The organism is Variovorax sp. PAMC26660 (genome assembly GCF_014302995.1).
Taxonomy (GTDB): domain Bacteria; phylum Pseudomonadota; class Gammaproteobacteria; order Burkholderiales; family Burkholderiaceae_C; genus Variovorax.
The window spans coordinates 6,353,682-6,371,240 of the sequence record NZ_CP060295.1 but is presented as its reverse complement, the minus strand read 5'-3'; the positions used below and the strand labels follow the sequence as shown (position 1 = coordinate 6,371,240).

At 67.2% G+C, this 17,559-nt stretch carries 17 protein-coding genes; 12 read left to right on the top strand and 5 right to left on the bottom strand.

The window, feature by feature from the left end; all coding sequences use genetic code 11:
• Positions 1 to 100: 100 nt before the first annotated feature.
• A complete protein-coding gene (locus H7F35_RS29965) occupies positions 101 to 1,075 on the top strand; it encodes a Bug family tripartite tricarboxylate transporter substrate binding protein (RefSeq protein ID WP_187110134.1) in 975 nt (324 codons plus the stop codon).
• 20 nt (positions 1,076 to 1,095) lie between these two features.
• On the top strand, positions 1,096 to 1,968 hold the full coding sequence (locus tag H7F35_RS29960; RefSeq protein ID WP_187110133.1) for an N-formylglutamate amidohydrolase: 873 nt from the start codon (positions 1,096 to 1,098) through the stop codon (positions 1,966 to 1,968).
• Positions 1,969 to 1,995: 27 nt separating this feature from the next.
• Here H7F35_RS29960 and H7F35_RS29955 read toward each other — a convergent pair whose 3' ends face one another.
• Entirely contained in the window at positions 1,996 to 2,871 is an 876-nt protein-coding gene (locus H7F35_RS29955) for a helix-turn-helix domain-containing protein (RefSeq protein ID WP_187110132.1), read from the bottom strand.
• Positions 2,872 to 2,941: 70 nt separating this feature from the next.
• The gene (locus H7F35_RS29950; RefSeq protein WP_187110131.1) at positions 2,942 to 3,109 is read right to left on the bottom strand and encodes a hypothetical protein; all 168 of its coding nucleotides are present in this window, start codon (positions 3,107 to 3,109) and stop codon (positions 2,942 to 2,944) included.
• On the opposite strand from H7F35_RS29950, the gene H7F35_RS29945 reads away from it, so the two are divergent.
• On the top strand, positions 3,108 to 4,064 hold the full coding sequence (locus H7F35_RS29945) for a helix-turn-helix transcriptional regulator (RefSeq protein WP_187110130.1): 957 nt from the start codon (positions 3,108 to 3,110) through the stop codon (positions 4,062 to 4,064). The genes H7F35_RS29950 and H7F35_RS29945 overlap by 2 nt on opposite strands.
• Positions 4,065 to 4,131: 67 nt before the next feature.
• Here the strand turns inward: H7F35_RS29945 and H7F35_RS29940 are convergent, their stop codons facing one another.
• The 3 genes from H7F35_RS29940 to H7F35_RS29930 form a co-directional block, all read right to left on the bottom strand.
• Positions 4,132 to 4,542, bottom strand: a complete 411-nt coding sequence (locus H7F35_RS29940) for an SRPBCC family protein (RefSeq protein ID WP_187110129.1) — start codon at positions 4,540 to 4,542, stop codon at positions 4,132 to 4,134.
• A 57-nt stretch (positions 4,543 to 4,599) separates the two neighbouring features.
• Positions 4,600 to 5,898 (bottom strand): MFS transporter, encoded by a 1,299-nt coding sequence (locus H7F35_RS29935; protein WP_187110128.1) that lies wholly within the window; start codon positions 5,896 to 5,898, stop codon positions 4,600 to 4,602.
• Between the two features lie 80 nt (positions 5,899 to 5,978).
• Complete coding sequence (locus H7F35_RS29930) at positions 5,979 to 7,859, bottom strand: M48 family metallopeptidase (RefSeq protein WP_187110127.1); 1,881 nt, start codon at positions 7,857 to 7,859, stop codon at positions 5,979 to 5,981.
• A gap of 224 nt (positions 7,860 to 8,083) precedes the next feature.
• Here H7F35_RS29930 and H7F35_RS29925 point away from each other — a divergent pair, with 224 nt between their 5' ends.
• The 9 genes from H7F35_RS29925 (at position 8,084) to H7F35_RS29885 (ending at position 17,517) form a co-directional block, all read left to right on the top strand.
• Positions 8,084 to 8,881: an SDR family NAD(P)-dependent oxidoreductase gene (locus H7F35_RS29925; RefSeq protein WP_187110126.1), complete on the top strand. Its 798-nt coding sequence runs from the start codon at positions 8,084 to 8,086 to the stop codon at positions 8,879 to 8,881.
• A 13-nt stretch (positions 8,882 to 8,894) separates the two neighbouring features.
• Positions 8,895 to 9,755: a CmcJ/NvfI family oxidoreductase gene (locus tag H7F35_RS29920; protein ID WP_187110125.1), complete on the top strand. Its 861-nt coding sequence runs from the start codon at positions 8,895 to 8,897 to the stop codon at positions 9,753 to 9,755.
• Positions 9,752 to 11,083, top strand: coding sequence for an LLM class flavin-dependent oxidoreductase (locus tag H7F35_RS29915; RefSeq protein WP_187110124.1), 1,332 nt, complete (start codon positions 9,752 to 9,754; stop codon positions 11,081 to 11,083). The genes H7F35_RS29920 and H7F35_RS29915 overlap by 4 nt, the downstream gene beginning before the upstream one ends.
• Before the next feature lie 61 nt (positions 11,084 to 11,144).
• Positions 11,145 to 12,359: a multidrug effflux MFS transporter gene (locus H7F35_RS29910; RefSeq protein WP_187110123.1), complete on the top strand. Its 1,215-nt coding sequence runs from the start codon at positions 11,145 to 11,147 to the stop codon at positions 12,357 to 12,359.
• Positions 12,356 to 13,807: an MFS transporter gene (locus tag H7F35_RS29905; RefSeq protein ID WP_187110122.1), complete on the top strand. Its 1,452-nt coding sequence runs from the start codon at positions 12,356 to 12,358 to the stop codon at positions 13,805 to 13,807. Before H7F35_RS29910 ends, H7F35_RS29905 begins: the two co-directional genes overlap by 4 nt.
• A gap of 20 nt (positions 13,808 to 13,827) precedes the next feature.
• On the top strand, positions 13,828 to 14,475 hold the full coding sequence (locus tag H7F35_RS29900; protein ID WP_187110121.1) for a paraquat-inducible protein A: 648 nt from the start codon (positions 13,828 to 13,830) through the stop codon (positions 14,473 to 14,475).
• The gene (locus tag H7F35_RS29895) at positions 14,472 to 15,230 is read left to right on the top strand and encodes a paraquat-inducible protein A (RefSeq protein ID WP_187110120.1); all 759 of its coding nucleotides are present in this window, start codon (positions 14,472 to 14,474) and stop codon (positions 15,228 to 15,230) included. Before H7F35_RS29900 ends, H7F35_RS29895 begins: the two co-directional genes overlap by 4 nt.
• On the top strand, positions 15,227 to 16,894 hold the full coding sequence (locus H7F35_RS29890; protein ID WP_187110119.1) for an intermembrane transport protein PqiB: 1,668 nt from the start codon (positions 15,227 to 15,229) through the stop codon (positions 16,892 to 16,894). Before H7F35_RS29895 ends, H7F35_RS29890 begins: the two co-directional genes overlap by 4 nt.
• Entirely contained in the window at positions 16,891 to 17,517 is a 627-nt protein-coding gene (locus tag H7F35_RS29885) for a membrane integrity-associated transporter subunit PqiC (protein WP_187110118.1), read from the top strand. The genes H7F35_RS29890 and H7F35_RS29885 overlap by 4 nt, the downstream gene beginning before the upstream one ends.
• Positions 17,518 to 17,559 lie beyond the last annotated feature (42 nt).

The window sequence follows — 17,559 nt, the reverse complement described above, 5'->3', positions numbered from 1 at the left end:
TGTCGTCCCAAACAAGAGGGGCGGTTCACATAATCGCCGCACTTGCGAGTCCCCCATGTGCGTTGGCCCCCACGACATTCACTCCGACGATCTCTCGACAATGAACAAACGCCGCGACCTTTTGCTGGCCATCACCGCCGTTGCCTTCGGGCTGCCGCACGGGGCGCTGGCCGCATCGACTTTTCCCGACAAGCCGATCAAGCTGATCGTGCCGTTTCCGCCCGGGGGATCGACCGACATCGTGGCGCGGCTGCTGGCCGAAAAGATGTCGGGCATCCTCGGCCAGCAGGTGATCGTGGACAACCGCGCAGGCGCAGGCGGCACCATCGGCATTGCGGCGGTGGCGCGCGCCGAGCCCGACGGCTACACCATCGGCATGGCCACGGTGAGCACGCACGGCGCGAACCCGGCCGTGTACACCAAGCTGCCCTACGACCCGGTGAAGGACTTCCAGCCGATCACCAACGTGATGTCGGTGCCCAGCGTGTTCGTGGTGAGCCCCACGCTGCCGGTGAAGACGATGCAGGAGTTCATCGCGCTGGCCAAATCGGAGCCCGGCAAACTCACCTTCGCGTCGCCGGGCAACGGATCGCTCGGGCATGTGAACGTCGAGCAGTTCATGGAGCTCGCGGGTATCCGGCTCACGCACGTGCCGTACAAGGGCTCGGGGCAGGCGGTGACCGATGCGCTGGCCGGCACGGTCGACGCCATGACCGACAACCTGCCGTCGTCGCTGCCGCACATCCGATCGGGCAAGCTGCGCGCGCTGGCGCTGCTGTCGCCCCGGCGCTCGCCGCTGCTGCCCGACGTGCCCACCTACCGCGAACTCGGCTTCGAGGCCATGACCGAAGGCGGCTGGTTCGGCCTGGTGGCGCCGGCCGGAACGCCCGCACCGGTGGTCGGCAAGCTGATGGTCAGCGCGCATCAGGCCATGCAGGACCCGGCGTTCAAGCAGCGCATGGTCGACATCTCGGGCCTGCCGATGGCCAACACGCCCGAGCAGTTCGCGCAGCAGATCCGCGAAATGATGGACAAGTACGCACGCATCGCCAAGGCGGCGAACATCAAGCTGTGAGCGGGCATTACGACATGCGCATGCGCACGGCAGACCCCGCGGTCGTCGTGGCCGAGCCGCCGCCCGGCGTGGCGCGCCTGCCGCTGGTGTGCGACTCGCCGCACAGCGGCACGCGCTACCCGGCGGACTTCGTCACCCGGCTGCCGTTCGCGCGGCTGCGCCAGGCCGAGGACACGCACATCGACACGCTTTGGTCGGCCGCGCCGCGCCACGGCGCGACCTTGCTGGCCGCGCAGTTTCCGCGCGCCTACATCGACCCCAATCGCGCGCTCGACGACCTCGACCCCGAACTGCTCGACGGCCCGTGGCCGTCGCCGCTGAACCCCGGCGAGAAGTCGCGGCTGGGCTATGGGCTGGTGTGGCGCCGCGTGAGCGCCGACGAGCCGCTGTACGACCATCCGCTGCAGGTCGCCGCGGTGCAGTCGCGCGTGGTGCGTTGCTGGAAGCCTTATCACGCAGCGCTGTCCGCCGCGGTGGCGCGCGCAGTGAAGGAGTTCGGCGCGCTGTGGCATCTGAACCTGCATTCGATGCCGGACAACGCCTATGAAAAGCTGGGCATCGCATCGCCGCATCCGCTGGCCGACTTCGTGCTGGGCGACCGCGAAGGCACGACCTGCGAGCCGGCGCTGCTGGACGTGGTCGAGGCCGCGGTGCGCGCGCACGGCTATACGGTGGCGCGCAACGACCCGTACAAGGGCGTGGCATTGATCGCCGAAATCGGCAACCCCGCGCTGGCGCGCCACAGCCTGCAGATAGAGATCCGCCGCCCGGTGTACATGAACGAGGCCACGCGCGAGCCGAACGAGGGCTTCGTTCCCCTGCAGCGCTGCATCGAGGCCACGGTCGGCGCGGTCGCGGCGCACGTGCGCATGCAGTTGCGGCGCACGGAGTAGCCGCCGATGCCGTGCCTCGAATCCCTGCTATCCGACGATGCCGTTCCTTGCCGAGGGCGGCTGCAGGGCATCGAGCACGGACAGCCTGCGGTAGTCGCCGGGCAGCACCGCATAGGTGCTCAGGAAGGTCTTGTGCAGATGACTCTGGTCGACGAAGCCGGCCGCATGGGCGGCGTAGGTGACGCGTGCGCCACCGGCGATGAGGTCGCGCGCGTACTCGATGCGGTGGCCCACCAGCACCTCGTGCGGCGAGAAACCCCAGGCGCCCTTGAAGCTGCGCTGCACATGCACCGGGTGCAGGCCGACGGCGCCGGCCAGGCCGTCGAGGGTCATGCGCTGGTGAAAGCCGCTGGCGATCAGTTCGTAGAGCAGGTTCATGCGGTCGTCGCTGCTGTCCATGGTGGGGGGCAGGGGAGCTTGCGAGGGAATCCATTGCCCCAGGCGCTGGCGCAGCAGGGCGCGGCCGACCGCGATGTCTTCCTGGCTGCCTGTGATGGTGGGTTCGTACAGCAGCCGGTGGCATTCGAGGAATTCGAGAGCAGCCGATGCATCGAGGAAGACGGTGACGCCCGAGTTGTCTTCGATGCGTGCCAGCCGAAGTCCGTCGTCCACGGGGCTGATGCAGCGTGCCACGGCGCAGCTGCAATACATCGCGTCCTCGCGCCACGGCGTGGTGCGCGCCTGTACCGAATGCCAGGCATGGGGGGCGATGCGCAGCAAGGTGCCCGGCGGCACGATGAGGGTGCGCGCGCCGGTGCGCACATGCAGCTCGGTGTCGGACACCGAGAGCGTGAAGCCGACGTGCCGGTGCGGCCTGATCTCGCGCTGCCGGAATCGGTTGGCAGTGAATTGAAGACCCATGAGCTCGGCGTCTCGCCAGTAGCGGGCAGCAAGAAGTTCCATAGAGGGCGCAGCATGCCGGCGCCATCTGTTTCTGTGAAGCAGCAATCTCGCATGGTTCAGGCGAAGGTATTCAGTTGATCCCCGGCACGGCATGCCATGGCCCGCCGTGACCACAACCGACCCCGGCGAATGCGCCGGAAGCTAAGAATTTACAAGGCGCAACCACGGCCCTTTTGGTAATTTGTTCCAAGCCCGCTGCATCGATCGATGCATGCGGCATATCGATCAGGCACTTCATGATTCTTGCTACCTTGTTGGAACGCGCCGCGGCAACTTCGCTGGCGACGGACAAGAACCGCGACGCACTGCCGGCCGTGGACGATGCCACGGACGAGCAAGCCGGCGGGCCGTTTCCGCAGCTCTATTCGGAAGAGCAGCTCTATCTGCCGCCATCGGCGGACCGGCATGCGCACGGGGTGCCGGGCATCGTGGGCGATCTGCTGGACGCGGGCAGCGCCGAGGAGCGCACTTACCTGGTCCAGTGCATGCTGAATGCCATCGGCTTCGATTGGCTCGGCTACGGCACGGTCACCTACCTGCGCGGGCACTGGTGGCCGCTGAGCTTCTTCACCGGTTACGCCAACCCGGAGTGGACTCAGCGCTACTTTTCGCACCGGCTCTACGAGGTGGATCTGCGGCAGCAGGGCGTGCCCGCCTCGGGCCTGCCGCTGGTGTGGGACATCGAGCAGATCGAAGCGACGCCTTTCTCGACGGCCACTTCGGCCACGGAAAACGCGGCGGGGCGGCGGCAACGCTTTCTCGATGACCTGCGCGCCAGCGGCGTGCGCAGCGGCCTGCTGTTCAGGCTGGCATCGCCCACGCAGGTGAACCAGCACACCATCATCAGCCTGCAGTCGAGTGAACCTGGCCGACGCTGGATCACGGACGGCGTCGTTGGCCAGGCCCTGACGCTTGGCCTCAGCCTGCACGAATACCTGTCGCGGCATTCGCGCATGCAAGGCGATGCAGGGGGCGCGCGCATCGAGATATCCACCACGCAGCAGTACATCCTGCAGCACCTGCTGCAGGGTCGCAGCGACAAGGAGATCGCCAACCGCCTGGACCTGTCGGCGCACACCGTGGACTACCACATGCGCCAGTTGCGCCGCCGTTTCGCGGCACGCAATCGCGTGCAGCTGGTGAACGCGGTGCAGCAGGGGGACAGCGACTTCGGAGTGCTCGGGGACAGTTAGGGCCTGTGCGCTTCAAGCTCCCTGGATCACCAGGGGCGTTGTCACTGTCGATGGCATGGGAAAGACGTCAGGCCGGCCCCTCGGCCTGACGCTTGAGCCCGCGCAGAACCTCGGGAAAATCCGCCGTCACCATCGGCCCGAACTGCGCCGCCGAAGGGCCGGTGACTTCGGTGCTGTAGGTGACCCTGGCCCCGCCGGAGGGCAAGGGCACGATGGCGTGGCGCACCAGCACGTGGGTGCCATCGATGACGGTCTCGTCCGTGAAGCTCTCGTTTTCGCTGACTTCCACCAGCGTGCTGATGAAAGCCTCTTCGCCGGGAGGCTTCATCGAAAAGGTGGTGCCCTTGGCGAACGGGCCGTGAAGGTCGATGTGCTCGATGCCCGCGTTCCAGGCCTTCCAGCCCGGAATGTCCTTGAAGAGCTGCCAGACACGTGCGGGCGATGCGCTGGTTTCGATGCTTTCGTCATAGGTCCACATGGATGTCTCCTTGGGTCATGTCGTCAAGGGCGAAGGCGAAATGGGGCCGCTGCGGGTTCAGGCCCGGCCCGGCTCCACGGCCTGTTCGGAGCGCGCGTCGTGCCCGATGATCAGCACCAGCGCAAAGGCCACCACCGACAGCAGCGCAAGAAAGATCACCGCATACAGGTCGTTGCCCATGCGGTCCTTCAGCGCGCCGAAGATGGTCGGGCCGATGTAGCCGCCGAGGTTGCCGATGGAGTTGATCCAGGCAATGCCCGCTGCGGCCGCGGTGCCGCTCAGCATGGCGGTCGGCAGGGTCCAGAAGGTGGGCAGTGCGCTGAAGATGCCGAAGGCAGCCAGCGTCACCGCGGCCATCTTGGGAATCGGCGCACTGATCTGCGCCGCCAGCACGAGGCCGACGAAGATGCAGGCCAGCGGAATCAGCAGGAACCACTTGCGCTCCTTGCGCGCATCCGAGGCGCGCGTCCAGAACAGCATGGCGATGGCGCCCACCAGGTATGGAAAGGCGTTGATGAAGCCGATCTGCACATTGCTCAGCCCGCCGAAGCCCTTGATGATCTGCGGCAGGAAGAAGCTCAGGCCATACAGCGGCACGGTGATGCCCATGTAGACGAAGCCCAGCCCGATCACGCGCGGGTTCAGCAGCGATTGCTTCCACGAAATCTTGTTGATCGACTCGCGGTTGCGGCGCTCGGCGTCCAGCGTCTTCTGCAGCCAGTTGCGCTCTTCATCGGTGAGCCACTTGGCATCCTTCGGGCCGTCGGGCAGGTACATCAGCACGACGAAAGTCAGGATCAGCGAGGGCAGCGCTTCGAGGATGAAGAGCCACTGCCAGCCGTGCATGCCGCCGATGCCGTCCATGTTCAGGATGTAGCCCGAGATCGGCGAGCCGATCACGGTGGAAATCGGGATCGCGAACATGAACCAGCCCACGATGCGCGCGCGGTACGCCGCCGGAAACCAGAGCGTGATGTAGAAGATCACGCCCGGAAAGAAGCCGGCCTCGGCAATGCCCAGCAGAAAGCGCACGACGTTGAAGCTGGTCGAGCCGCCCACCCAGGCCTGCGCCGCGGACAGGATGCCCCAGCTGAACATAATGCGGGCGATCCAGCGGCGCGCGCCGAAGCGCTCCAGCGCCATGTTGCTCGGCACCTCGAAGAGGAAGTAGGCCAGGAAGAAGATGCCCGCCGCGCTGCCGAACACGGCGGCGGAAAAGCCCAGGTCCTTGGACATGGACGCACCGGCAAAGCCGAGGTTCACGCGGTCCAGGTAGGCGATGAAGTAGCTGATCATCAGGAGCGGCAAGAGCCGCCAACTGATCTTCGAGATGGTTCTCTGTTCAATGGGATTCATGGTTGTCTCCGGTGTTGTGTAGATGGTTTTGTGGAGCCTGTCGGATGCGGGAGAGGGCGGCCGTTGCCGCCGCTGCGATGCTAATGGTGTGGTGATTGCTCCTGCTGCTGATGTTGTGGCTGTTGCGCTCTCATGACCTGGTGCCGTTGCCAGTAGTGGCCGACCGCGGCCTTGAAGTGTTCCTTCTGCTTGCCCAGGCCGCCCAGCTTGACCTTGGTGGTGCGCGCACCGCCGAGCTTGCGCTTGTCGGGGTGGGTAACTATCAGGGTGTCGCCGAAACTGCTGTCTTTGTAGGTCAGGCCCTTGACCTCGTCCCACGGAATCGGCGAGGCATCTTCGGCGCTGGGATGCAGGCCGCTGTAGCTGATGTCGACGCGGTTGCCGTTCTTCAGCGTGAAGCTGATCGGCGGAAAGTGGCGCAGCACCACGGCGCGTTCTTCTTCCGTTGCGGGTTCATAGCGGTAGGCGAGGCTGAGTTCATGGTTCTCCACGAAGCGCTGCTCGTACTCGCTCCACATGCGCTGTTCGATGGCGCCGGCGGTCTCGATGAAGTCGGCCCACGAGGCCTGCGGCGCGGTCGCGACGATGGCGCCGTAGTCGGCTTCGGGCACGTGGTGGCCGACGTTGCGCATGCGTTCGAGCAGCGGCGGATGGCTGTCGTAGGGGTGCGGCACGCCGGCGGTCTTCATGGTCTCGATGAAGGCGTCGGAGCCCGCATACGGCGGCAGCCCGGCCGCCACGAAGCCGGCGATGCCCAGCGCGCCATCGTGCTGGCGGTTCTGCTCGAACAGCTTCTGCTCGACGTCGTTGCGGTAGCTGGCGTAGGCGGAAATCTTGATCAGCGATTGCACGATGGCGCTGGGCGCCGTGAGGCCGGCGGCCACGCGGTCGGCCTTGTGTTCGCGCTCGCGGCTGTCGCGCGCCAGGGCGAACGCGAAGATCATGCGGTACAGGCGCAGCAGGTAGTGCGCCACGATGGTCAGGCCGGCGCTGCGCATCTTCCAGGTGTACTGGTCGAACTGCAGCAGCTTGGGGCCGAGCGCCGCGCTGCTGCGGGTGTCGCCGCCGCCCAGGTGGGCCAGCTCGTGCGCCAGCACTGCATCGGCCTCGGTCTGGTCGAGCACGCGCAGCAGCGGAATGCTGACGAACAACGTGCGGCCGTGCAGCGTTTGCCCCCGTACTTCGCAGGGCGCTTCGGTCACGAAGAAGTTGGTGTCGATGCCCGCCACGATCTGGTCGGGCGGCGCGGTCTGCACGCGGCCGGCCAACTCGCGGATGCGTTCCCACAGGCGCGGTGCGTCGGCCTCGCCGATCAGCTCACCTTCGATCTCGTTGCCCGAGGGCAGCGTCTTGAACAACGTGTAGACCGCATAGAACACGGCCGCCGCAGCCGCGATGCCCGCGATGGCGATGAGCTTGATGTAGTAGCTGTGCCAGAAATAGGCGGTGAGCCAGAACGACAGCCACACCAGCATGGCGCCCTGCAGCACGACCTCGACCGCGCTCGACACCGTCATCAGCCGCCAGCCGGCCACGAAACTCGCATAGCGCAAGCCGCGATTGGCAAAGGCCAGCGCGCCCAGCACCAGCGCCGCCGCGAGCAACGCCGCACCGAGCACGATGGTCCAGATGGCGGCGCGGTCGGCCCAGTGGAACTGCCACTGCATCGAATACGGGCTGCAGACCTTGTCGTGAAAGTCCTTGTCCTCGGGGGCGGTGGCGTCGCAGGCCTTGGAAAGCGGATGGCTCCGGTAGAACTGCGCGGTCTCGGCCTTGTCGCTGGCGGACAGCCGGGTGTCGGCGGCGATGCGCTTCTCGACCGACTGCAGGAAGGTGCTGTCCTGCGAGCGGAGCGCGTATTCGGTGAACACCAGCGTCGCCGCCGGAATGGCAAAGAGCGACACGAGTGTCAGGAGAAACACGCGCAACAGATCGGCGCGAATCGTCGGGGCTGGGGCCATGGATCACTTCTCCTGGAGAGCACCTGCTGTGCGTTGTTTGTTATTAGAGCGGTCCGGGAAGGCGATAGGGTAGCGGGCGATGGCGCGATTGCGAAGGGCATCGCGCATGGCGCGAAGCGCGGTGGGCGTCAAGCGGGGTCGCGCACCGACCTGCGGGCAAATAAGGTTATCGCCTTTCAGTCGTTCCACGCCCCGGGGCGCAGGTATAGCCTCCGTGCTCACTTATGACTGTCGCCTCCGTCACTCCCCCGGTTTCTTCTTCGTCTTCTTCCCCATCGCCCGTGGCCTGGATCGCCGGTGTCGGCGCCAGCGCCGGGCTGGGCGCCGCACTGGCACGGCGCTTCGCGGATGAAGGCTTCATCGTTGCGTTGACCGGCCGCACGCAGGCGCAGTTGCAGGCGGTGGCCGGCGAGATCGAAGCGGCCGGCGGCCGGGCCCATGCCTTTGCGGGCGACGTGGCGAGCGAGGCCGAGATCCATGGCATCGCGCAGCGGGTGAGGGCGCTCGGCCCTCTCACGGTGGCGATCTTCAATGCAGCAAGCGCGGTGCGGGCACCGACGCTCGACATCTCGGTCGACCAGTTCACGCAGGCCTGGCGCACCAGCGCGCTGGGCGGCTTCGTCTTCGGGCGCGAGGCGCTGCGCGGCCTGCTGGCCAACACCTTCGAGGCCGATGGCGCCAAGGGGCGGGGCAGCCTGCTGTTCACCGGCGCCACGGCGGCGCTGCGCGGCAAGCCGCCGTTCGCGGCCTTCGCCGCCGCGAAGGCGAGCCTGCGTTCGCTGAGCCAGAGCCTGGCGCGCGAATTCGGCCCGCAGGGCATTCATGTGGCGCACGTGGTGATCGATGGCGGCATCGACGGCGAGCGCCTGCGCAACAACGCACCGCAGCGCGTGGCGCAGGCCGGCGACGACGGCCTGCTGCAGCTCGAAGCCATCGCCGAAAGCTACTGGCAACTGCATGTGCAGCACCGCAGCGCGTGGACGCAGGAACTCGACCTGCGCCCGTTCAAGGAACCGTTTTGAGGAGGCATGCCGCATGAGCGTCGGATCGAATGGCCAGATGCTGGCCGCAACGCTGCCTTCGGTGGAAGCCGAACTCAACTACCTGAAGGCCGGCGAGGGCCGCCCCGTCAGCTACACCTTCGAGCCGCCACCCGGCGTGCCCTGGGTCACCGGCACGCTGGAGCCGCGCCGCGTGAACATTCGCGACGGCCGGCCGCTGGTGGCGCTGAACGAGCTGTCGCTCGACCGCAGCGGCTTCACGCAGATTTCGCACCGCAGCGTGGTGGCCGATTTTTCGCACGACGCGACCATCCGCGACATCTACTACCGCGAGTCCGAGGCCTTGCTGCGCGACATCACCGGCGCCGAGAAGATCGTGGTGTTCGACCACACGCTGCGCGACAGCGCGCAGGGCTCGCGCCGCACGGCCGAGCTGCGCGAGCCGGTGCGGCGCGTGCACAACGACCAGACTTTCGATTCCGCGCCGCGCCGGGTGCGCGATCACCTGCCACCCGATGAAGCCGAGGCGCGCCTGAAGCAGCGCTTTGCCATCATCAACCTGTGGCGCCCGCTGGCCACGGTGGAGCGGCTGCCGCTTGCGCTGTGCGACGCACGCTCCATCGCCTTCGAGGACATGGTGCCGAGCGACCTGGTCTACCCCGACAAGGTCGGAGAAACCTATTCGTTCACCTACAACCCGAACCACAGTTGGTACTGGTTCCCGAGGCTGCGGCCCGACGAGGCGCTGCTGCTGAAGATCTACGACTCGCGCGAAGACGGCGTTGCGCGCTTCACCGCGCACACCGCCTTCGAAGACCCGACGGGTGCGCCCGAAGCGCCTCCGCGCCGGAGCATCGAATTGCGCGCGCTGGTGTTCTGGCCCGCCGGCAAATGAGCGCCGGCAAGCAACTGCGGCTGGGCGCTTTCATGCGCCCGGTCAGCATCCATACCGGCGCGTGGCGCTACCCGGGTGCCTGGCGCGATGCCAACTTCAACTTCGAGCGCCTGAAGCAACTGGCGCAGACGCTGGAGCGTGGCCGCTTCGATGCCTTCTTCATGGCCGACCACCTGGCGGTGCTCAACATGCCGATCGAGGCCTTGCAGCGCAGCCACACGGTCACGTCGTTCGAGCCTTTCACTCTGCTGTCGGCGCTGGCGCAGCACACGAAGCACCTCGGCCTGGTGGCGACGGCATCGACCACCTTCGATGAGCCGTTCCACGTGGCGCGCCGTTTCGCCTCGCTCGACCACCTGAGCGAAGGCCGCGCGGGCTGGAACATCGTGACCACCTCCAACCCCGACGCCGCGCTGAACTTCGGCCGCGAGGACCACATGGAACACGACGAGCGCTATGCCCGCGCCCGCGAGTTCTACGACGTGGTCACCGGCCTGTGGGACAGCTGGGCCGACGATGCCTTCGAGCGCGACGCCGAGAGCGGCCGCTTCTTCGATGCGGCCAAGCTGCATGTGCTGAACCACAAGGGCAAGTACCTGTCGGTGCGCGGTCCGTTGCACATCGCGCGGCCGGTGCAGGGCTGGCCGCTGATCGTGCAGGCCGGCGCCTCGGAAGCAGGGCGGCAGCTCGCGGCCGAAACAGCCGAGGCCGTGTTCGCCGCGCCGGGCACGCTGGCCGCGGCGCGCAGCCTGTATGCCGACATCAAGGGTCGCATGCGCGTGATCGGCCGCGACCCGGACCACCTGAAGATATTGCCGGCCGCCTTCGTCGTGGTCGGCGACACGCTGGAAGAGGCACGCGCCATTCGCGCCAGGCTCGACAGCCTCGTGCACTACGACAGCGCCATCGCCTCGCTGTCCATCGCCCTCGGCCACGACGCCTCGAAGTTCGATCCCGACGGGCCGTTGCCCGAAGTGCCCGAGACCAACGCCAGCCAGAGCGGCCGTGCCCGCGTGGTCGAGCTGGCCCGCAGCGAGAAGCTCACCGTGCGCCAGTTGGCCCAGCGCCTGGGCGGCTATGGCGGGCTGGCCTTTGTCGGCACGCCGCAGAGCATCGCCGACGAGATGCAGGAGTGGCTCGACAGCGAAGGCAGCGACGGCTTCAACATCATGTTCCCGTGGCTGCCCGGCGGGCTCGACGCATTCGTCGACAAGGTGGTGCCCGAACTGCAGCGCCGCGGCATCTTCCGGCGTGAATACGAAGGTCGTACCCTGCGCGAGAACCTCGGCCTGCCACGCCCGGCCAACCGATTCTTTGCCCAGAATTAGCAACGGCTGAGGCCCGACCCCACGCCTGCACCGATTGCCGCGCTTGGCGACAATCGGGTCAATGCGTTCTTCTCCTTTCTTCAAGATGGCCCTGTTGCTGGGCCTGCTTTCGGCCATCGGGCCTTTCGCCATCGACATGTACCTGCCGGCGCTCCCTGCCATCGGGCAGAGCCTGCATGCCGACATCGGCGCGGTGCAGTTGAGCCTCACGGCCTTCTTTCTTTCGCTTGGTGCCGGCCAGTTGCTGTACGGGCCGATCTCCGACATGGTCGGCCGCAAGCCGCCGCTGTATGCGGGCCTCGTGCTGTTCGCGCTGGCCAGCGTGGGCTGTGCGCTGGCAACCGATATCCAGACATTGATCGTGCTGCGCTTCATCCAGGGCCTGGGCGCGGCGGCCGGCATGGCGATTCCGCGCGCGGTGGTGCGCGACCTGCATACCGGCACCGACGCGGCGCGGCTGATGTCGCTGCTGATGCTGGTGTTCAGCGTGTCGCCGATCCTGGCGCCGCTCGCGGGCAGCGTGGTGATCGCGTTTGCCGGATGGCGCGGCGTGTTCTGGGCCGTGACGATCGCGGCGGTGGCAGGCCTGGCGATGATGGTCAAGCTGCTCGACGAAACACGCCCCGCCTCGGAGCGCGTCGAAAGCAGCCTGGGCAGCGCGCTGTCGGCCTACTGGCTGCTGCTGCGCGACACCCATTACCTCGGGCTGGTGTTCATCGGCAGCTTCGCGATGGCGGGCTTCTTCACCTATCTGGCCAATTCGTCGTTCGTGATGATCGACCACTACGGCCTGTCGCCCGCCATGTACAGCGTGGCCTTCGGCGTGAACGCGGCGGCCTTCATCGCGGCATCGCAGTTCACGGGGTCGCTGGGCGAACGCTTCGGGCTGGTCAACCTCGTCAAGTTCGGCGTGGTGTGCTGCGGCGTGGCCATGGTCGCGATGTTCATTTACTTCGCAACGGGCGGCGACAGCATCTGGGTGCTGATCGTTCTGTACTTCATCGCTTCCGGCTTCATGGGCCTCGTGATTCCCACCACCGGCGTGCTGGCGCTCGAAATGCACGGCGCCATTGCCGGCACGGCCTCGGCGCTGCTCGGCACGCTGCAGATGCTGACCGGCGCATTGGCAATGGCGGTGGTCGGCCTCTTCACCGATGGCCGCCCGCTGCCGATGGTGGCGGGCATGGCCGCCGGTGCGCTCATCGCGCTGGTGCTGACCTGGCTCACGCTGGGCGGCGTGCGCTCCGAAGCCACGCGGGAGGCGCAGCGAGCTTGAACACCGCATCCGCAGGCGCCGCACGCCCGGTGGCCGAAGACTCTCACCGCCAGCCCATCGACGGGCTGGCTTCGCCGGAGCGCGGCTGGGCGATGCTGGTCATCATCCTCGGGCTGATCGTGGCGGTGCTCGACGGCACCATCGTCAACCTGGCGCTGCCGGGCATCGCGCGCGAGCTGCAGGCCAGCCCGTCGCAGGCGATCTGGGTGGTCAACGCGTACCAGATCGCCACGCTGGTGATGCTGCTGCCGCTGGCTTCGCTGGGCGATCTGGTGGGTTATCGGCGTGTGTACCTCGTGGGCATGGCGGTGTTCACGGTGTCTTCGCTGGCTGCGACCTTCGCCAATTCGCTGGGCACGCTGATCGCGGCGCGCGCTTTCCAGGGGCTGGGGGCGGCGGGCATCATGAGCGTGAACGCAGCGCTGGTGCGGCTGACTTATCCCTCGTCTCAGTTGGGCAAGGGCATGGCCATCAATTCGTTGGTGGTTGCCACGTCTTCGGTGGCCGGGCCGTCGGTGGCTGCTGCCATCCTGTCGGTGGCTTCGTGGCCCTGGCTCTTTGCCATCAACGTGCCGCTGGGCATCATCACCTTCGTGCTGGGCATGAAGGCGCTGCCGTTCAATCGCGTGGCGCCGGCGGCGGGGCTGCGGTTTTCTCCGATCGACGTCGCGCTGAACGTGCTGATGTTCTCGCTGGTGTTCCTGGGCGTGGACCGTCTCGGCGTGCGCGAAGGTGCGGTGGATGCGGGCGGCTCGCAGGCTTCGGCCTGGGGCATCCTTGTGGCCGGGTTGGTGGTGGGCTTCATCTATCTGCAGCGGCAGCGCAAGCAGGCGGTGCCGCTTTTCCCCATCGACCTGCTGCGCATTCCGGTGTTCGCGCTGTCGATGGGCACGTCGGTTGCCGCGTTCTGCGCGCAGATGCTGGCCTACATCGCGCTGCCTTTCCTGCTGCTCGACGTGTACGGGCGCAGCCACATCGAGGCCGGGCTGTTGATCACGGCGTGGCCGCTGGCCATCGTGGTGATGGCGCCCATCGCCGGACGGCTGATCGGCCGCTACCCCGACGGGCTGCTCGGCGGCATCGGCCTGGCGCTGCTGGCCGCAGGCCTCGCGTTGCTGGCGGCGCTGCCGGCACATCCGGGCAATGCGGACATCGCCTGGCGCATGGCGCTGTGCGGTCTGGGCTTCGGGCTGTTCCAGTCGCCCAACAACCACACCATCGTCACTTCGCCGCCGGCGCACCGCAGTGGTGCGGCCAGCGGCATGCTGGGCACGGCCCGGCTGACCGGCCAGACGCTGGGCGCGGTGGTGCTGGCGGCGGTCTTCAGCCTCTGGAGCCCGCATGGCGGCCATGGGCCGGTGGTGGCGCTGGTGCTGGCGGCAAGTTGTGCGGCGGTGGCGGCAGTCTTCAGCACTCTGCGCCTCAGGACGACAAGCCACACCGCCTGAATGAGTTAGGGTGCTCACCTATGAAGGAAGTACCTGACACAGTGGTCTGCCCGGGTTGCGATGCGGTCTATGCCCGCACGACGCTGCAGCCGCGCGACGTGGCGCATTGCCCGCGCTGCGGCACCGAACTCGAGCGGCACCCCGGATCGCAGCAGCGGCGCATTCTTCCGTTGACGGTGGCGAGCCTGATCATGTTTGCCATTGCAAACCTGTTTCCCATCGTCGAGATCGAGCTGCGGGGCCTGCGCAGCCAGACCACGCTGGCCGGCGCGGTGCTGGTGCTGAGCGCCGAGGGCATGTCGCCGGTGGCCTTGCTGGTGCTGGCCACCACCATCCTGTTTCCGCTGCTGCAGCTGTGCATCCTGGCCTACCTGCTGATTCCGCTGAGCCGCGAGCACCGGCCGCTGGGCTTTGCGATCCTGGTGCGGGCCATGCAGTCGCTGCGGCCCTGGGGAATGATCGAAGTGTTCCTGCTCGGCGTGCTGGTGGCCATCGTCAAGCTGTCGAGCATGGCGACGGTGGTGCCGGGGCCGGCGCTCTGGGCCTTCGTGGCGCTCACGGTCACGCTGACGTCGGTGCTGTCGTTCAACCCCGGTGCGTTCTGGGGAATGGCTTTCCGCCCGCCAGGAGAGACCGGCGGCCGGGACGCGCCGGAGACGCCCGCATGAAGTCGCCGCTGGCCCGCCTGTCTTACAGGGCACAGAAGACATCGAGCGCACCGGTCGAGGAAGAGGCCGACGACGAGGGCGCGCCGGTTGCCACCGCCGCTTCGCTCGGGCTGCTGGCCTGCCCGCATTGCGAAGCCGTGTGGCGCGATGCCGAAGACGGCGATGCCTGCGGGCGTTGCGGCACCCATCTGCACACGCGCAAGCCGCAGAGCCTGAACCGCACCTGGGCCTTCTTGATCGCGGCCTGCGTGATGTACATACCGGCCAACCTGCTGCCGGTGATGATCACGCGCACGCTGTTCGGCGCGCAGTACGACACCATCCTGAGCGGCGTGATCTATTTCTGGGTCTCTGGCGCCTACGGGCTGGCGGCCATCGTCTTCATTGCCAGCTTTCTGGTGCCGCTGTTCAAATTGGCGGTGCTGTTCTTGCTGGTGGTGCTGGCGCAGCGCGGCAGCACCTGGCGCCGACGCGAACGGGCCAAGCTGTATCACATCATCGAGATCATCGGCCGCTGGTCGATGCTCGATGTGTTCGTGGTTTCGCTGCTGACCGGGCTGGTGCAGATCCAGGGCTTTGCCGTCATCACGGCGGGCGTGGGCATCGCGGCTTTCGGCTCGGTCGTGGTGCTGACCATGCTGGCTTCGCTGAGCTTCGATCCGAAGCTCACCTGGGACAGCAAGGAAGCACAGGCGACGCAGGAAGAGCAGGCCATCGCGCAGGGACATGACAACAGGGATGAGAAACCAGCATGAGTGAAGAAGACGAATCGCAACCCCAGGGCAAACCGGCGCCATCTGCGCCGCCTGCTCCCCCCGCGCTGCCCAAGCCTCGCGTGGTGCGACGGCGCGAATGGCTGCCGTCGCTGATCTGGCTCATTCCCATCGTGGCGGCGCTGGTCGGCATCACGCTGGTGGCGCGCATCCTGATGGAGCGCGGCCCCGAGGTCGTGCTGACCTTCAAGACGGCCGAAGGCCTGGAGGCCGGCAAGACCGTCGTCAAGTACAAGGACGTGCAGATCGGTCTTGTCACGCACCTGCGGCTGGCGCGCGACCGCTCGCACGTGCGCGTGCTGGTGCAGTTCAACAAGGACGCCGAGGGCTTCACCGCCGAAGACTCGCGCTTCTGGGTGGTGCGGCCGCGGCTCGACACCTCGGGCATCTCGGGCCTGGGCACCTTGCTGTCGGGCGCGTACATCGGCGCCGACGCGGGTGTGTCAAAGGAAACTTCGGGCGAATTCACCGGGCTCGAAACACCGCCCATCGTCACGCGCGACGACTCGGGCCAGCAGTTTTTGCTGCGCGCCAACGATGTCGGTTCGCTCGACGTGGGCTCGCCGGTCTACTTCCGGCGCGTCAAGGTCGGGCAGGTGGCTGCGTACGAACTGGACGGCGACGGCCGCGGCGTGACGATCCGCGTCTTCATCAATGCGCCGTACGACAAGTTCGTCGGCATGAACACGCGCTTCTGGCAGGCCAGCGGCATCGACGCGCAACTGAGCGCCAGCGGCTTCACGCTGCGCACGCAGTCACTGGCGACCATCCTGCTCGGCGGCATTGCCTTCCAGGCACCCGACGACGCGATGGGGCCGCTCGCCAAGACCAACGCCTCGTTCACGCTGGCGCAGGACGAAGCCACCGCCATGAAGGAGCCCGATGGTCCTTCGCAGACGCTGCTGATGTACTTCAACCAGTCGCTGCGCGGCCTCACGCCGGGTGCACCGGTGGACTTCCGTGGCGTGGTGATCGGCGAGGTCAAATCGATCGGTGTCGAGTTCGACCGCGCCGAGCGCGAGTTCCGCATGCCGGTGCTGGTGCAGGTGTACCCCGACCGCCTGCGCCGCCGCGAGGGCAATGCCACCGGCCCTGAGTCGCGCTCGACGCAGCAGGAGCGATTGCGCTTCCTGGCCGAGAAGGGCTTGCGCGCCCAACTGCGCAACGGCAACCTGCTGACCGGCCAGGTCTATGTGGCGCTCGACTTCTTCCCGAAGGCGCCACCGGCCAAGGTCGACGTGACGAAGAACCCGATCGAGCTGCCCACGGTCGCCAACAGCCTCGACGAGATCCAGTCGCAGGTGCAGGAAATTGCGACCAAGCTCAACAAGGTGCCTTACGAGCAGATCGCGGGCGACCTGCGCACGACACTCGCCACGCTCAACAAGACGTTGACCGCCACCGAGCAGACCGTCAACCACATCAACAGCGACGTGACGCCCGAGCTGGCCGCGGCCATGAAGGACGTGCGCAAGACCGTCAACACGGCCGAACGCACGTTGGCCGACGATTCGCCGCTGCAGCAGGACATGCGCCAGACGCTGCGCGAGCTGACGCGCGCCGCCGGCTCGGTGCGCATCCTGACCGACTACCTCGAGCGCCACCCCGAGTCGCTGCTGCGCGGCAAACCGGACGACAAGAAATGAAAAAGACCTTCGCATGTGGCGCCGTGGCCGCCGCCCTGATCGCGCTCGCAGGCTGTGCGAGCAAGCCCGACAGCTACTACACGCTCGCCAGCCCGGTGGTTGCCGCCGACGCCGCGCCATCGACGCTGGCCAGCGCCACGCCGCTCTACATCGAGCTGGCGCCGGTTGCAGTGCCCGAACGGCTCGCGCGGCCGCAGATGGTGGTGCGCCAGCCCAACGGCAGCGTGCAGGTCGAGGTGCTGGAACAGCACCGCTGGGCCTCGTCTTTCGAGAACGAACTGCGCGATGCGCTTTCGGGTGGCATCGCCGGGCGGCTCGGCGCGCTCGACGTGAGCAAGGGTGGGCGCCAGACATCGCAGCCGGTGTGGCGCATTGCGGTGCAACTGCGCCAGTTCGATGCGGTGGACGGTGGGCGTGTCGATGCCGATTTCAGCTGGACGCTGCGGCGCTCCGATGAGGCGCGCACAGTGGTTTGCCAACTGCGACTTGGTGAGTCCGTGGGTGGCGGCATGGATGCGGTGGCGCAAGGCGCCCAGCGCGTGACGGCGGCGGCTGCAGCGGCCATGGCACGCAGCGTGAGCGCGGCACAGGCCAACCCGGCCGCCACGGCATGCGCGCTCTGACCAGTCTTTCTCCCTCCCCCTCTGGGGGAGGGCAGGGGTGGG

What these genes read in the sequence shown, in the direction of transcription:
- H7F35_RS29930 (WP_187110127.1), bottom strand. Translation starts at nt 7,859, where the DNA reads ATGGCCCCAGCCCCGACGATTCGCGCCGATCTGTTGCGCGTGTTTCTC.
- H7F35_RS29935 (WP_187110128.1), bottom strand. Translation starts at nt 5,898, where the DNA reads ATGAATCCCATTGAACAGAGAACCATCTCGAAGATCAGTTGGCGGCTC.
- H7F35_RS29945 (WP_187110130.1), top strand. Translation starts at nt 3,108, where the DNA reads ATGATTCTTGCTACCTTGTTGGAACGCGCCGCGGCAACTTCGCTGGCG.
- H7F35_RS29955 (WP_187110132.1), bottom strand. Translation starts at nt 2,871, where the DNA reads ATGGAACTTCTTGCTGCCCGCTACTGGCGAGACGCCGAGCTCATGGGT.
- H7F35_RS29920 (WP_187110125.1), top strand. Translation starts at nt 8,895, where the DNA reads ATGAGCGTCGGATCGAATGGCCAGATGCTGGCCGCAACGCTGCCTTCG.
- H7F35_RS29890 (WP_187110119.1), top strand. Translation starts at nt 15,227, where the DNA reads ATGAGTGAAGAAGACGAATCGCAACCCCAGGGCAAACCGGCGCCATCT.
- H7F35_RS29965 (WP_187110134.1), top strand. Translation starts at nt 101, where the DNA reads ATGAACAAACGCCGCGACCTTTTGCTGGCCATCACCGCCGTTGCCTTC.
- H7F35_RS29925 (WP_187110126.1), top strand. Translation starts at nt 8,084, where the DNA reads ATGACTGTCGCCTCCGTCACTCCCCCGGTTTCTTCTTCGTCTTCTTCC.
- H7F35_RS29960 (WP_187110133.1), top strand. Translation starts at nt 1,096, where the DNA reads ATGCGCACGGCAGACCCCGCGGTCGTCGTGGCCGAGCCGCCGCCCGGC.
- H7F35_RS29900 (WP_187110121.1), top strand. Translation starts at nt 13,828, where the DNA reads ATGAAGGAAGTACCTGACACAGTGGTCTGCCCGGGTTGCGATGCGGTC.
- H7F35_RS29950 (WP_187110131.1), bottom strand. Translation starts at nt 3,109, where the DNA reads ATGAAGTGCCTGATCGATATGCCGCATGCATCGATCGATGCAGCGGGC.
- H7F35_RS29885 (WP_187110118.1), top strand. Translation starts at nt 16,891, where the DNA reads ATGAAAAAGACCTTCGCATGTGGCGCCGTGGCCGCCGCCCTGATCGCG.
- H7F35_RS29940 (WP_187110129.1), bottom strand. Translation starts at nt 4,542, where the DNA reads ATGTGGACCTATGACGAAAGCATCGAAACCAGCGCATCGCCCGCACGT.
- H7F35_RS29915 (WP_187110124.1), top strand. Translation starts at nt 9,752, where the DNA reads ATGAGCGCCGGCAAGCAACTGCGGCTGGGCGCTTTCATGCGCCCGGTC.
- H7F35_RS29910 (WP_187110123.1), top strand. Translation starts at nt 11,145, where the DNA reads ATGCGTTCTTCTCCTTTCTTCAAGATGGCCCTGTTGCTGGGCCTGCTT.
- H7F35_RS29895 (WP_187110120.1), top strand. Translation starts at nt 14,472, where the DNA reads ATGAAGTCGCCGCTGGCCCGCCTGTCTTACAGGGCACAGAAGACATCG.